A 15,609-nucleotide genomic window follows, 5' to 3' on the forward strand; every position below is an offset into this window, starting at 1 on the left:
TTAATTTAAGTTAATCTTACAATTTTTTAAATCCTTTTGTTGCAAAGACATCGTTCCATCCACATAGATGGTCAATCCCTTTCCTTTGTGGTATCTTTCACCGGTAGCATCCCAATAGATGTCGATGTTCCTATTGTGATACGTCAATTGAGTTAGCGCAAAATAGTCCCACTTATCTTTCGAAATCAATGGTTTTATCTCGAGCATAGAATCAGTTCGCGGTTTTATTCCGATTAAATCCTGGATAATGATATCCGCAAATGTAGAGTGGTTATAAAATTTACTTCTCGGATTGTCGCCTTTCAACCATGCTCCTGTCCGCTCATCTTGGTATTCACCAATATAAGGGTTACCGTTCATCACATGCGATTTTGCATATTTGTGAATCTGCTCGTATAAATCATTCGCATTTATCGCGTTATTCCGCTTGTAATCGCTTAAGTAATTAGCCATTCCACGGATCGTCTGCGAACTTGTGAAAGGCCAAATCGCACCATCCCATTCACAACTATGCCCTGTCCCGCGTGTTCTAAAGGTCGGTTCTCGTCGCTCGGCAGTCGTTGTTCCCCAAGGAGCATTAAATCCTGCCGTATCAGGCAACTGGAGCCAAGCTTTTCCATAAGTCGTTTTGTCTGGTGGTAAATGAAAGTACCAAGGGATAAAACCGATTGCTTCACGTGTGGGATGTAGTGGTCCTTTTTCCAGTTTTGTTTTAAAAAACTTATCATCTTTGTCCCAGAGTGAATCCAATACCAATTGACGTAGAGATTGTGCATAGGTGCTGTATTTTTTCTCCAATGCTGGATTTGACACCAATTTGGCAATTGCTGCTATTGCCACAGCGTTGCCATACATATAACTATTGATCGATGGCCGCATATTATGCACTTTACGGCCACCGGAGACGGATTCCTCCATGCCATCTTGAACATCATATTGCCAAAAAAGACCATTTTTGCTTTTCCTCTCTTTCTCCCACTTTTCAAAGTCGAGATCCAGGTCCGATAGTCGATCTTTTAAATATTGCGTATCAGGATTGACTTTATAATAAGCTAATAAAGCATCCGGTAGCCATGAACTAAATTGATGGAATCTAGGCTTGGATTGCCCCTTATCAGCATGATAGAGCCAAAAATCCATGTATTCTTTTAAAAATGCATTGTTCTTCAACCATCGTCCCTCATATAAATGGTGGCCGAGTGCACAACTGATTGAATTATATTTTCCGGCATGCTTTACTGGTTCAATAAATTCTGTCACCAAGGTACCTTCTGGACTCGACTTGATATGTTTTCGATAAGACCACCATCGGAAATAATACGTTTGTTCAATCTCCTTATCGGGACAGTCCAATAAGGGAATATTTTTCTGCATCCACCCATAAGCAGCTTTATTGGGAATATTATTGATAACAGACTCGTTATCATTGGCATTGAATCTCTGAACGTAAGTTTGAAGTTTTTCAGCTAACTTTTCCTGCGCATTCCCATGTAGCGAGTATAATAGAAAAGCGAGCGCAACGATATTAATTTTCATTTCCCTGGTTATATCAAAAAGTGGATATTAGATTTGATTTAGTTTGCCGTAAAATACCCACTTCATTTATGTTATTTATCCTGTACTATCCTGAGCATACATGCTCATTTACAATTTTGTACCCTTAAAATAGCCAAATAGGTCATCAAGGTCATCTCCTTGATTATCCACATCAGCATTATAGGGATATACGAGCTGGCTGTCGTCCACGACACCTAAAATTAGAGCCTCTCCTTTCGGAATTTTCAGTTCGTTTGTTCCCGCAGGAAAGGAGTAAGTATGAATATCTACCACAGGCATGTACTGAATTCGGATCGCATTACGCACTTTTGCCTCTGCCTGGCCAAAATCGTTGGCACTCGCATCAATTTCCAGGACGGGCCTAGGGGCAAACACCTTATCTGTACTATTGAAATAGCCAACCAATATTTTTACAGGCTTCTGGGTTTTAAACCGGAGCTGTGTACCAGTTAACTTTTGTTTGCCTGCGTCTATCTGTACTGCCATCAGTCCTTCTAATTCCTGGGCTAAATGTGTAACTACAAGTTCCTGGTCCACATATAACTTTGCTCCTTTTTTTAAAAGGACCAATTGCTGATGATCAAAAAAGGTGATCTGTTGGGACATTAATCCCGCTTTTGAATGCGTAGGATTATCGTTCATCGTTGATAAGGAATCTATCGCATGTTTAAAGTTGTTCAATTCAGTTTCAAAGACAGGAAGCATCTCTTTCCAGTGAATGAATGTCGCATCTGCACCACGCATCGGTATTTTACGTTGTTTGGTCTGCATGCTGTTTGCATATAAATATGATGCAGTAGTAAGGTCCGTGAGTTTACGGTATTCCTCCACACTTCTTTCCAAATCAGGCAGGGCTTTCTCGAGCGCGTGAATATCGCGATCATATTTATATCGCAAAAGTTCAATGGCAGCCTTGACCTTATAACTATAATGATTTGCTAACAATTGATGGATTCGAATATCATTGACCCATCGATCAAATTCAGCCACATTTTTAGTTGGCTTTCCCAATCCCTTGATCAACGTTGCTGCGCGTTCCCCATGCTGCACAATTTCCCTTGCCACCTGGGCAGGTGTTTCTCCGATATGGCCTTCATGGTGGTAATCCTTCTCTACATAATCTATAATCATTTCTCCTTCTGGAGCCTCGGATTCATAAAGTAGGGTAAATAAGCCATAACGATAAGGATTAATCAATTGCGTCATCAACATTCCCAAAGAAGAGGTCTGTCTGTTGCCGTCTGTAATACCAAATCGTCGTAGGATTTTAGGTGATATCTCACCAATTTCTTCAATGGCCAACAGTAATTTTTGCGCATCCTGCTCAGGAACACCATAATATTGTACAAGCTCCTTCGACCAATAAGATTGCTCTTGTGACGAGTCTCGATTTTCATTCCATGCGTACCGCGCCCAAGCTTTGTACCACATCCAGTCCCGGTCTACTTGAAGCAGTCTATTATCGACCTTATCAGCTGCATATGGCCAATCCCAATACGAAGCCTGTGGATAAATATGAATGCCATTCGAATGATGGACTTCATGCATAGCTTTGACCGATTTTTGGATGAAATCAGGCGAGCCATAACGGAAGGGTTCCAAATTGGCCAAAATATGTACATTCTGAATATGTACGGTTCCGATATCACTTAATGAGCGATGCAATTCGGCCCATTTACCACGAGGAGTATAGGTCGTCAGTGCCTCGCCATTATATTTAGCCATTGTATACAGATTCTTATAAATTGGTAGTGCTGCTTGCATCACTGCCGGAGCGTCGGTATCATGAGCCCTTAGAATGATAGGGGGCTCACCCTTGGCGCGCGATGCATGTAGTCCGTCCTGTACTCCGGGTATAATCGTCTTCGTAAACCAATTGATATCATCTTGTGCCACCCCTTCCATTGCTTCACCCAAAGTAATCAAGAGCCCTACATTTGGATATTTAGCCACAAAAGCGGCAATACTTTTTCGTGTGTAATCAGAAATTAAAGGTGTAATAATCCGATTGCGTTCCTGGGTCTTTAAACCATGACGATCGGCAAAAGGCTTAGGCAGGATAATGTTGTAAAACATCTGGATAATCCAAATTCCTCTCTTGTTGGCTTCTTTGGTCAAGAATGTATACATCTCCTCGTTTTTTTGGAATGTTGTCTCATCCACTTCAAGCGCATATGGATAATCCTTTAGTTTTACTAAAGAAGAAAAAGGATGTCCATTCCATAAATACAAGGCATTATACTTATTTTCGGCCATCATATCTAAATACTTCAACCATAATTTTTTATCATAAAACCAAGAAAAAGATTCAGGTGTATAAGGGTATTCGTAAATGTCATGTCCCGGCAAGTAAGTCGTTTTCTGAAGGCCGATGCTTGTCCCACGCATAACCATTTTTGGGCCATCGGCAAAAAAGAACCGTCCACCATTCAACCATTGTTTATGTGCAAGCAATGCCATACAACCATATAACACACCTGACTCATCAGCGCCGATTAATGAGATGGCCCCATTTTCGGTCTTTCTATATAAAACAAAATGTTCCTTCTCGATCAACTGAACTTTAATTGAATCCGGTAAAGACTTCTTTTGCACCAGCGTACTCACCTCAATACCTGAAGTGTGGATGGCAATCGATTTGGACAGTTCTTCTTGTAGCAGATCTATTGCATATTGAAATCGCTCTCGATTTACGATGCGCTCCATGGTATAAAAAACGGCCCCTTTTTTATTTCCTGCATAAAGTTCACCAAGGAGAGAACAGACACAAAATACCATGCATAGTAGCCTTTTGTACATAATTGGTCATTTATAATTTACTAATAAATGTCAATTTTACACATAAATTTCCAAACATTGAAATACGTATCTCGTTTTTTACAAAAGCTATCCCTTACAAATACAGATTTACCTATTATTAACAAGAATATTTTAGTATTTTAGAGGATACTCAACAATAATTCATTGAAAAAATATTTGCTATTTCTAGATACAGAAACGTCTGGCCTACCGAAAAAATGGAATAAAAGGTACACAGAAAGCGATAATTGGCCACATGTACTGCAATTGGCTTGGATCATTTTTGACGAAGCCCAAAATGAGATCAAACGGAGCAATAAATATATCTACGAACCACTCATTCCAATCAGTCCGGCATCAGAGCAAATCCATGGGTTGACGCCCCCATTCTTAAGGCAATATGGTGAGAAGAAAAAAGATGTGTTGCGCAAGCTCAGTCATGACATTAAAAAATATAAACCGCAAATTGTCGGACATTTTCTTTCCTTCGATCTCCAAGTTTTATCAGCAGAGTTCTACCGATCGAACCTGGCTCTCCCATTTGGTGACTTAGATTATTTTTGCACACTGTTATATAGTAAAAGATACGTAAGAAACCCCAATATGGTCCATCTTCCGCTTTCGCTATTACATGAATCCTTTTTCTCGGCTCCGCCGGAATATATGCACGATGCAGAAAAGGATGCTGAGATTACGGCAAAATGCTATTTTGAAATGATTCAACGAAAAGATCTGACCCATCAAGATATCCTAAACCAACAAACAGAGTTTGATAACATATTCTAATGCTGTCCTCATGAAAAATCCCGAGGTTATTCTTTCCATACTGAAATCTACCCCCCCTTTTCAGGCACTGCCCGATTCCCTACAGCTCAGTATTGTAGATATATTCCATGAATACCGCTTCTCCAAAGACACGCTTGTCTATCGTCAGAACATTACCGACATGGATGGAGTCGACTTAATCTTTGAAGGCGAATACGAAACGTTCTTCTTGGATGACCTAGATAACAAAAGATTGACGGAAATTCACCATAAACCCTATTGTTTCGGCGGAATATCCGTCCTTTTGAATCGAACAAAAGCATTAAAATCTGTAATTGCCAAGAAAGGCACCGTCATTTATCGTTTGCCCCGGAAAAACTTTATTGAGCTATGCAACGCAAATGAAGAGTTTTTCCATTTTTTCACCAATTCTTTTGGCAGGAGAATGCTGGATGAAGAATTTTCTCATTTTGTCAAATCCCCAGCTTCTTTCGAAGAAAGCTATTTTGCAGCAGATCAATTATACTCAAGAAAGATCGAACACATCACCTACAAAGATATCGTTTCCTCGGCCCCAGAAACGCCCATCTATGAGGTTGCAAAGACAATGGCAAACCAAAAGGTAAGTTGCTTATTTATCAAAGACGACAATAGCATTATTGGTTATGTGACCGATATGACTTTGCGGGATAATGTAGTTGCTCAACAAATACCGGTTGACCATCCGATTGTGGAAGTCATGGACAATCCTATTGTTAGTATTTCTGATCAGTCTTATCTTTATGAGGCTGTATTAAAAATGTTCCGTACAAAATCAAGGTACCTGCTTGTGGAAAAAGAAGGAAACTATGTTGGCTTCCTAAGTCGTAATCGCCTGTTGAGCGAACAAGGACAATCGCCACTTGTATTCATTCAATCGGTAAAACTAGCAGAGACGCTGGATGAATTGCGCGAGAAATGGAACAATGTTCCGGAAATTATCCACCAATTGCTTGGTAGAGGTGTAAATGCCGAAATTGCCAATCAGGTGATCACGACGGTGGCAGATAGTATTGCGCTCAAAGTAATCGAAAAAGTAATCGGGGAAATAGGTGAACCTCCGGCAAAATTTGTTTTCATGGTCACGGGCAGCGAAGGAAGAAAAGAACAAACGCTGATGACGGATCAGGACAACGCAATTATCTATGAAGATAAAGCCAACGAACAGCGTGAATTGGTGCGTGATTATTTTCTCCGTTTCGCTACTCATGTATCCGATCATTTGAATACAATAGGTTTTAGCTACTGCACAGGTGGTTATATGGCTAGCAATCCCGAATGGACACACTCCCTTTCCCATTGGAAAAACAATTACAAAAAATGGATTGAAGAGAGTGTTCCGGAAAATGCCATTAAGTTTTCAACATTTTTTGACTGCAGACGGCTATACGGCGACCCGGAAATTATTGATCAGCTTAAAGAATTTCTCAATATCGAGTTACAGCGCCCTAATGATCGCTTTTTCGCGTTTATCGCCAAAAATGCCTTACAATATGAGCCGCCGTTAACATTTTTTAAAGCAATCAAAACACAAACCATCGGTTCATCGGAAGTCTTCAACATAAAAAAAGCGATGACACCTATCGTAGACTTGGTTCGTGTTTATGCCCTGAAAAACCGTATTTATGAAGAAAACACCGGCGGCAGGCTCAAACAACTGCTTGATTTGGGCGTTTTTACGCAGGAACAATATGAGGAATTGCATCAATCTTACTACTATCTGATGTCGATTCGCCTGAAAAATCAAGCGAATCAAATTCGGATAGCCAAATTAAGTCCAAACAATTATGTACCTATGGACAGTCTGACAAATATTGAGAAGGCAACCATTAAAGAAATATTTAAAACGATCAATAACTTTCAGCTGGGGATTAAAGTAAAATTCACCAGTAACCTCTTTGGGTAATGGCCCATTTTAATGACTCGGTACGACTGGAAGAATTTTCCCATCTGGACCAAACTGCAATTTGTCCATACAGACCTCCCGATTATAACCGGCAGCATCCCCCATTGTTATTCCGTTGGGGTAATTAAATCGATGGTAAATAATATGCCACTCATCTTTTCCCGGTACCTGCAGTATGGAGTTGTGCCCAGTACCAAAAATTCCGAGCGCCGCATCTTTCTGCAAAATGAGGTTATCATCAGGAACTTGAATTGGTCCCAAAGGAGATGTTGAAGTACCGTATCGAACCCGATAATTTTCACTACGGGTATCGTTTTCAGACCATAAAAAGTAATAAGTTCCCTTTCGGAAGAAAACATAAGTACCTTCGCGAAAGGTGCGATCCGGTGTTATTAGTTTAATCGAATTTTCCTTGATCGTGATCATATCTTTATTGAGCTCGGCCACAGCAAGATGTCCATTCCCCCAATACAGATAACTTTTACCTGTCTTAGGATCAGTAAAAACCGCGGGATCAATTTCTTGGCCGCCTTTCACACCATTCGGCTTAAAGTCTATCAACGGTTTACCTGAATCTTTAAATGGTCCTGTCGGTGAGTCAGCTACGGCAACACCTATTTTCTGGGCTGCTGTAAAATAAAAATAATACTTATACCCCCCTTTTACTTTCTTTTCTATGATTGTCGGTGCCCAGGCATGGTGCGTACCCCACAGAACATCTTTTTTTAAATCTAATATCACACCCTCATCTTTCCATTCCTTGAGGTTCGTAGAGGAAAAAGTTTTGAAGTAATATCCACCCCAACCGTCAAAGCCATCACTCGTTGGATAGATATAATATTTCTTTGTCTTATTGGAATACAATACATCTGGATCTGCGTAAAAGCCTTCCAATATAGGATTTCTCACATTGTTCAATGTGATATCAGCTGGTTTTCCCCAATGTTGAATCAATTTATTCAACTCATTTCTTGAAAGCGGTAAAATAGTGCCATGTCTAGGATGAAAATCCATATCAATCTGTTGATCTATCGCTTTAAAATGATGTAGATCCTGAGATTCACAAAACTGGTACTTCCCTTTTTTATAAACATCATACATGAGGACATAAGTATCGGATTGATTACGTTTAAAAACCCCAGATCCTTCCACATCTTCTGAGGTTACCTGTTTATAACCCGGTTGTTCCACCCATTTTCCAGAGGTCAAGGAATCTGTAATGGCTTGTTTTATGCCTTTTCCATCGCCCTCCGTTTTATAAAACAAATGATATAATCCATTTTTAACAATAATATCCCCATCAATACAGGATTGACCGTTTTTAGGCAAAAACAACACCTTAGGTTCGCCCTCCAGATCCGTAAAATCACGATTAGCATAAGCATAATAAATCACATCGGGTTGATCTCCATATTTCATGGACCAGTAAACCATATATTTACCTACACTTGGATCAAATATAGTCTGGGGCGCCCAAACCCGTTTTAAGTCTTTCTGCCCTTGATAACGTTGTTGGATGTTAATCACATGATGATCCCAGTGAATCAAATCTGTAGATTTTAACAAAACCATGGCCCGGTTAGAATCCCATCCTTTGGATGCCGTCATATCTGTTAATACCATATAAAATGATTTTCCATCTTGCGCACGTAGAATATGTGGATCCCTTACACCACCTGTACTACTGATGATCTTAGAATCCAATATCGGCTGATTATTGTTCAGTGCCCTGAATGTATAACCGTCAGTACTAATCGCAAAACAAACTGCCTCGTCTGCAACGGCATTTCCTTTAAAATAGGTAAATAAGTAAGCGGCAAAATCTTTTTCCGATGGACCAAATTTATATTCCTGAGCAACTACGCCGGATAAGGACCCAATGATTGAACAAACAGCCCCAATGATGGACATCAACTTTTTTGTATTCATAATAAAGTGCCTGCAGATAATCATCCTATTTCGTGGACATTTTAATCAAGGTAAATGAATAAGGCTCAAATGTTTCAACGAGCTTCTTTCCCTTATAAGTCACGGTATCTTCCTTTGGGCTAATAATTAATGGCTCTTCCAAACTGTTACTCACATTGAGGTCGGCATTTGCCAACGTGATCTTTTGAGCCGTCGCCAAGAGCTTTTTTCTCGAAACGATGTCTAGACTCACCTTTATGGGCTTACTGTTGTAATTGACCACTTTCAAAACCAACTGCTGCGAAAGATCGTCATAGACAGCAGAAGCATATAGGCTATCTCGTCCGGCAACGGGTTCGCCCTCACGTTTGATCGGAATAATAGACGTCCCTTTATTGGTGGCATACAATTTTTGTACTTGGTAGCTAGGCGTTCCATATACCTTCAAATTGTCAACCCAAATTAAGTCGGGCGACCATTGCCATCCATCTACATGGCCAAACAAAGGTGCATAAGACGCCATCTCGACAACATCAGCATTTCGTTCAAGCCCAGTCATAAAAGCCGCTTCGGAAAGTGCGGCCTCCCAGGTACTTTTCCCCGGGCCGTTTGGCCGTGTTGTATGTGAAGCGTACTCACCCGCGAAAATCTTTACGCCATTTCGATCATAATTGTCATAGCGGCTTGCACTCGAAAGAAACCAGGATGGTGGGCGGTAATAATGTTCATCTATGATATTTATATTCATCGCGCGAAGTTTTTCATTAAGGAAATCAAACCGGTCTCCCTCCGGATCAGTTCCTGAACTGGCGATAAGTGAAATTTCGGGATGCTTTTCGTTCAACGCTTTCTTAAAAACAGCCAACCGTTCGATATATTGAGGTCCCCAATTTTCGTTTCCAATCCCCAACATCTTGAGATGAAAGGGCTCGGGATGTCCCATTTCAGCACGCAATTTACCCCATTTTGTATCTATAGACCCATTGGCAAATTCGATCAGATCCAACGCATCCTGAACATATTCATCTAACTCCTCTAAGGGCACGACTTCACCGGTATTAAACTGGCATGCCATTCCACAATTGAGGATGGGGACCGGCGTTGCACCGATATCTTCTGCCAATAAGAAATACTCAAAAAATCCTAAACCAAACGTCTGAAAATAATCCGGCGTCAAACGATGTTTAAATTCGGTGTTCCAACGGTTGATGATCAACTCCCTTTCGGTAATTGGGCCAACCGTTTTCTTCCATTGGAATCTATTGGCAAGATCTTTACCTTCCACAATACAGCCGCCAGGAAAACGGATAAAACCAGGCTTCATGTCTGCGAGCATCTGAACCATATCCTTTCGCAAGCCCTTTGGTCTTCCTTTCCATGTATCTACCGGGAATAACGACAGCATATCAATATCTAAAGTACCTGATCCTATAAACCAAACGTTTAATTTAGCCTTAGCTGTCGTTTCCGATACTGAAAATTTAACAGCGGCTTCGGACCATGATGTAGCCGCATTTAATGGAAATTCAGCTTCACCAATTACTTTATTCTGTTCGTTTAAAACTTCGACATGGATTTTCATGCCAGTCGCAGCACGCTGATACTGCAAAGAAAACTCGTAAGCTTCCCCTGATTTAACGCCCATACCTCTAAAACCTTCATTTTGCAGTCCCAATTTCAGATTGGTCGTATTATTTAGTCTTAGATAACGTTTGTTCCCTTTGCGCTTACTGTCGTTTAACAGTAAATAAGTGCCTTCAGGTCCATTTTCCAGCTTCTTCCAAGCCATCCATGGCTGATCGAATTCAAACGATCTATTTTTCACCAATTCGGCATAGATCCCTCCATCGGCGCCCAAATTGATATCTTCGAAAAAGACACCCCACATGTGCGGCGATATTTTGCCCGTAGGTTTGTCCAACTGTATATTCAGTTCAATTGGGGACTGCGCCACTGCCGAAGAGCCTAAACCCGCCAGCAATAGCATCATTGACACAATTTTCTTCATCTATTAGAATTATTTATCTTTTCTATTATGTTTAATGGTAAATGAACTCGTTCCACTCGGTTACATACTGATCAATCCTTCATTTATCAGGTCTTTACAAAATGCTACATTAACTCCAGTACAATAACAGAAAACGCAGGAATATCAACCTCAATAGTTCCATCCACAATTTTTGCATCTTTATAAACCACAGGTGTAATCACCGTAGGTTTTTTAAATGAATTGTAATCTCTTAGATTCTTAGAAGTAAGGATCCGACCGGTGACTTTTGCCGCTTTGACAGAGCCAAGGTCCACGCGTACTTTATTTTTCCTTTTTGGATCTATATTCACTAAAGAAATATGTGTGCGCCCTTGTTTGTCTTGTGATGCAGAAACAGACACCGCCGGAATCTTTTCGTTATTAAATTCAAAATCTGTTGATTGAAGAGAAATGGGGATTAATTTCGCATCCTGATGCACCTTATACATTTCCATCACATGATAAGTGGGTGTTAGGATCATATTCTTACCCTCGGTCAAAATAACAGCCTGCAAAACATTTACGGCTTGTGCCAGATTAGCCATTTTAACACGGCGGGCATGATTATTGAAAATATTCAACGTCATCCCCGCAATCATGGCATCACGCATCGTATTCTGCTGATAAAGGAAGCCGGGGTTTGTACCTGGTTCAACCTCATACCAGCCGCCCCACTCATCAACGATCAGGTCTACTTTTCCTTTTGGATCATACTTGTCCATAATGGCAATATTCTTTTCCACCAGTTCATTCATGAACCAAGCCGACTTCATCGTCCTAAAATATTGTTCTTCCGAATACTCGGTCGCTGATCCTTTCTTGTCCCAGTTGATCACGGCATAATGATGCAGACCCATACCCTTCATCAGACCACTCGGTATTTTCTTCATTAAGGTCTCGGTCCAGTTGTAGTCTGCGCTATTGGCTCCAGAAGCAATTCGATATAAGCCGCTTCCATTTGTCCAATCCGACATAAATGTGGCGTATTTACGGTAAATATCCGTGTAGTAATCAGCAGTCATGTTTCCACCACAGCCCCAGGCTTCGTTTCCCACGCCCCAAAACTTTACCTTCCAAGGTTCTTGTCGACCATTTTTTCGTCGCCAATCCGACATGGGGCTTTCTCCCTTAAAATTCACATATTGGACCCAGTCGGCAAGCTCTTGCACCTCACCGCTCCCCACATTACCCGCCAGATAAGGTTCTGCACCAAGTAATTCACACATATTGAGAAAATCGTGTGTACCAAAGGAGTTATCCTCTGTCACCCCACCCCACCAATTATTAACAATAGCAGGGCGCTGTGCTTTGGGGCCGACCCCGTCTTTCCAATGATAGGTATCCGCAAAACATCCCCCCGGCCAACGTAAATTGGGAATGTTCAAATTCTTAAGGGCTTCGATAACATCTTTCCGGACGCCATCAGCATGGGGAATCGAGTCATTTTTCTCACCGACATAAAATCCATCATAAATACAGCGCCCCAAATGTTCGGCAAAATGTCCATAGATATGTCGGCTTATAATCTGCTCCTGCTGCGGCGTTTCTAATCTTACACTACTCTGTCCATACAGTAATCCAGTGGCCAGCGTAAAAGCAACGCCTAATTTTAATCTTAGTTTCATGATCTAAACTTCATTATTTAACACGGAATCGGTAAGTTGTTTTTGAACTATATTTTTCTCCGGGTTTCAATACCGTTGATGCAAAATTGGGATGGTTCGGTGCGTCCGGAAAATGTTGTGTTTCCAGACAGAATGCCGAACGGAAGGGATAAACTTTTCCTTCTTTTCCTTTTGGATCTGAATCCTTCATAAAATTACCGCTGTAAAATTGCAGGCCCGGCTCTGTTGTGTAGACCTGCATTTCAATCCCCGTTTTCGAAGCATATACCGCAGCTACTTTCTGGAAACCATCCTTCTTGTTAAGTTCAAAATTATGATCATAGCCTTTTCCGATCTTCAATTGTGCATTTTCATCTTCAATATGGGCTCCCACAAGCTGTGGTTCTGTAAAATCAAATGCTGTACCTGCAACAGGCAAACTCTTTCCTGTCGGAATTAACGTATGATCAACCTCTGTTATCGCCTTTGCATCAATTTGAAGTTCATGATCTAAAATAGAAGAATCGCCGGCACCATTAAGATTAAAATAGGCGTGATTTGTCAGATTTAAAACAGTTTCTTTGTCCGTCGTTGCTAGATAATCAATGGCCAACCCACCATTTTCTTCGAGTGTGTAAGTAACCTCCATTTTGACTGTTCCGGGATAACCGGCCTCTTTATCGGGTGAGGTATATGCCAGTGTTATCGAGGTAGCCGTATGATTGATTACATCCCAGACTTTGTTGTATACGCCATTTGTCCCACCATGAAGCGAATTCTCACCATCATTTTTTTCCAGGGAATAAGACTCCCCATTCAGTGTGAAAGAAGCTTTACCTATACGGTTACCATAACGTCCCACAATTGCTCCGTAAAAATTATTATAGTTTTCCTTGTATTCCTTCGCTGAATCATAACCCAAAATTACATCCGTAACACCGCCGTCTTTATTCGGAACTTTTAATGTCACCAATCGCGCGCCATAATTCGTGAGTGTGACAGCTAATTTATCATTCTTTAGTTGAAACAATTTAACCTCTTTACCATCAATCTGACCATCGAAGGTCTGGTTCGACGTAGAATCAGCCGAAGTTGCCGCTTGCTTATTTTGAGTCGAAGAGGATTGACATCCATACGCTAAAGAAGCACAAGTCAACAAACCAATAATAATTTTCTTATTCATCTGTATTTAAGTTTTTATTCCATCATCCAAGATGGAGTTTCCTAGTTACATTAGGAAGGGTTCATAATAATTTCTAGCATTCAAAAGTGGCCATTTTACCAAAAACGAACATAAATCGCGGTCACCAACAATAAGGTTACAACAATTAATGCCAATACGGATGGTTCAACCTTGAACATCGATTTATCCAAGACAAAAGCTTTTGGATTAATTTTTGGCCCAAATAAGCTTACGCCTATCATGGCTATCATGGTAAAAACAAACGCCAGTCCCATACAGATCTGGAATGGAATCTCATAAACCCCAGCTTTATTTGGATAAGCTGTATAGATCCATGTTTCCGGTCCGAAAACTTTTGTTGCAAACTCGTTAAAAAATACGGACAAAACAAAGCCCGTGACAAGCCCTGTAATGGCGGCAGCCCCCGTCGTTCTTTTCCAAAACATGCCCAATAAAAACATCGCAAAAACACCAGGGCTGATAAATCCAGTATATTTCTGGATAAAAGTAAACCCGCCGGCGCCACCGATGCCCAAAGCATCATTCCAGGTAAACAATACGGAAAGTAAAATAGAGATAACAATAGTTATCTTGCCAACCCATACCATTTTTGCTTCGCTCGCATCTTTATTGATATATTTTTTAAAGATATCCAATGTAAAGATTGTTGCAATACTGTTGGCCTTTCCGGCCAATCCCGCCACAATAGCAGCTGTAAGTGCTGCCAGCGCAAGCCCCTTCATGCCATTTGGCAGATAACCCAATATCGCCGAATAAGCATTATCGGCATGAAACACACCTCCCGGAGCCATTTCCTGTTGCAAGGCTCCATTTTTATATAACACATAAGCAGCAATCCCCGGTAGCATCACGATAATTGGCATAAACAACTTAAGAAAACCGGCAAAAAGAATTCCAGTACGCGCCGTTTTTAAATCAGCTCCCAAAGCTCGTTGCGTGATATATTGATTACAGCCCCAGTAATTTAGGTTGACAATCCAGATTCCTGCAAGATACATCCCTATTCCTGGCAACATCAGATACTTATTAATTTCTTCCTGACTAGCCCCCGGCCCAGGTTTGGAAACAAACAAATTAAAGTGTTCCGGCGAATCTTCCATCAACTTATTAAAACCGGCCAATACATCCTTGCCTAATCCAAAATGCTCACTTACTAAAGTTAATGCAACATACGTTGTAGCAATACCACCAATAATCAGTACCACAACTTGGATAACATCCGTAAAACCGATCACCCGCATTCCTCCCAATGTGATAACCACAGCAAACACGGCCAAAGCCACCGTGATGGTATGGAAGCTATCTCCACCACCTGCCATACTAGAAATGGCAATGGCTCCTAAATATAGAATCGACGTCAGGTTGACAAATACATACAAAAACAGCCAAAAAATAGCCATGATAAGGCTCGTTGTTTCATTGTATCGGTTATTTAAAAACTGCGGCATGGTGAAAATCTTATTTTTTAGATACACCGGGATAAACCAAACCGCAACAATGATAAGCGCCACCGCAGCAATAAGTTCATACGCTGCTACAGCAATTCCAACTTCAAATCCATTACCGCTCATTCCTATAAACTGCTCCGCAGAAATATTGGATGCAATCAATGAGGAGCCGATCGCCCACCAGGTCAGTGACCCTTCCGCCAAAAAATAATCCTTGCTGCTGCTTAGACTATTCGTCTTCTTGCGATAAATCCAGTAGCCATAGCCTGCCACGATAAAGAAGTAAATCACGAATATAACGTAATCTACCGTTGCAAATTTTTCCATATTTTCCAAATTGGTTATTTATC

At 40.9% G+C, this 15,609-nt stretch carries 9 protein-coding genes; 2 read left to right on the forward strand and 7 right to left on the reverse strand.

The window, feature by feature from the left end:
- Positions 1 to 1,536 carry an MGH1-like glycoside hydrolase domain-containing protein gene (locus tag ABTV71_RS25855; RefSeq protein ID WP_433901572.1) on the reverse strand — a complete coding sequence of 512 codons (1,536 nt, stop codon included), beginning with the start codon at positions 1,534 to 1,536 and terminating at the stop codon, positions 1 to 3.
- 108 nt (positions 1,537 to 1,644) lie between these two features.
- Positions 1,645 to 4,356: an alpha-d-galacturonidase gene (locus tag ABTV71_RS25860; RefSeq protein ID WP_433901573.1), complete on the reverse strand. Its 2,712-nt coding sequence runs from the start codon at positions 4,354 to 4,356 to the stop codon at positions 1,645 to 1,647.
- A 165-nt stretch (positions 4,357 to 4,521) separates the two neighbouring features.
- Here ABTV71_RS25860 and ABTV71_RS25865 point away from each other — a divergent pair, with 165 nt between their 5' ends.
- Both ABTV71_RS25865 and ABTV71_RS25870 read left to right on the forward strand, forming a co-directional pair.
- A complete protein-coding gene (locus ABTV71_RS25865; RefSeq protein ID WP_183078577.1) occupies positions 4,522 to 5,142 on the forward strand; it encodes a 3'-5' exonuclease in 621 nt (206 codons plus the stop codon).
- Between the two features lie 10 nt (positions 5,143 to 5,152).
- Positions 5,153 to 7,066: a DUF294 nucleotidyltransferase-like domain-containing protein gene (locus tag ABTV71_RS25870; RefSeq protein WP_433901574.1), complete on the forward strand. Its 1,914-nt coding sequence runs from the start codon at positions 5,153 to 5,155 to the stop codon at positions 7,064 to 7,066.
- Between the two features lie 9 nt (positions 7,067 to 7,075).
- Here ABTV71_RS25870 and ABTV71_RS25875 read toward each other — a convergent pair whose 3' ends face one another.
- From ABTV71_RS25875 to ABTV71_RS25895, 5 genes are all read right to left on the reverse strand, one after another.
- Entirely contained in the window at positions 7,076 to 8,995 is a 1,920-nt protein-coding gene (locus tag ABTV71_RS25875) for a family 43 glycosylhydrolase (RefSeq protein WP_433901575.1), read from the reverse strand.
- A gap of 25 nt (positions 8,996 to 9,020) precedes the next feature.
- The gene (locus ABTV71_RS25880; RefSeq protein WP_433901576.1) at positions 9,021 to 10,982 is read right to left on the reverse strand and encodes an alpha-L-arabinofuranosidase C-terminal domain-containing protein; all 1,962 of its coding nucleotides are present in this window, start codon (positions 10,980 to 10,982) and stop codon (positions 9,021 to 9,023) included.
- A gap of 104 nt (positions 10,983 to 11,086) precedes the next feature.
- A complete protein-coding gene (locus tag ABTV71_RS25885) occupies positions 11,087 to 12,628 on the reverse strand; it encodes an alpha-N-arabinofuranosidase (protein ID WP_121120656.1) in 1,542 nt (513 codons plus the stop codon).
- Positions 12,629 to 12,641: 13 nt separating this feature from the next.
- On the reverse strand, positions 12,642 to 13,790 hold the full coding sequence (locus tag ABTV71_RS25890; RefSeq protein ID WP_433901577.1) for an aldose epimerase family protein: 1,149 nt from the start codon (positions 13,788 to 13,790) through the stop codon (positions 12,642 to 12,644).
- A 95-nt stretch (positions 13,791 to 13,885) separates the two neighbouring features.
- The gene (locus ABTV71_RS25895; protein ID WP_433901578.1) at positions 13,886 to 15,586 is read right to left on the reverse strand and encodes a sodium:solute symporter family transporter; all 1,701 of its coding nucleotides are present in this window, start codon (positions 15,584 to 15,586) and stop codon (positions 13,886 to 13,888) included.
- Positions 15,587 to 15,609: the final 23 nt, after the last annotated feature.

It is taken from the genome of Sphingobacterium puteale (genome assembly GCF_050986225.1).
GTDB lineage: Bacteria > Bacteroidota > Bacteroidia > Sphingobacteriales > Sphingobacteriaceae > Sphingobacterium > Sphingobacterium puteale.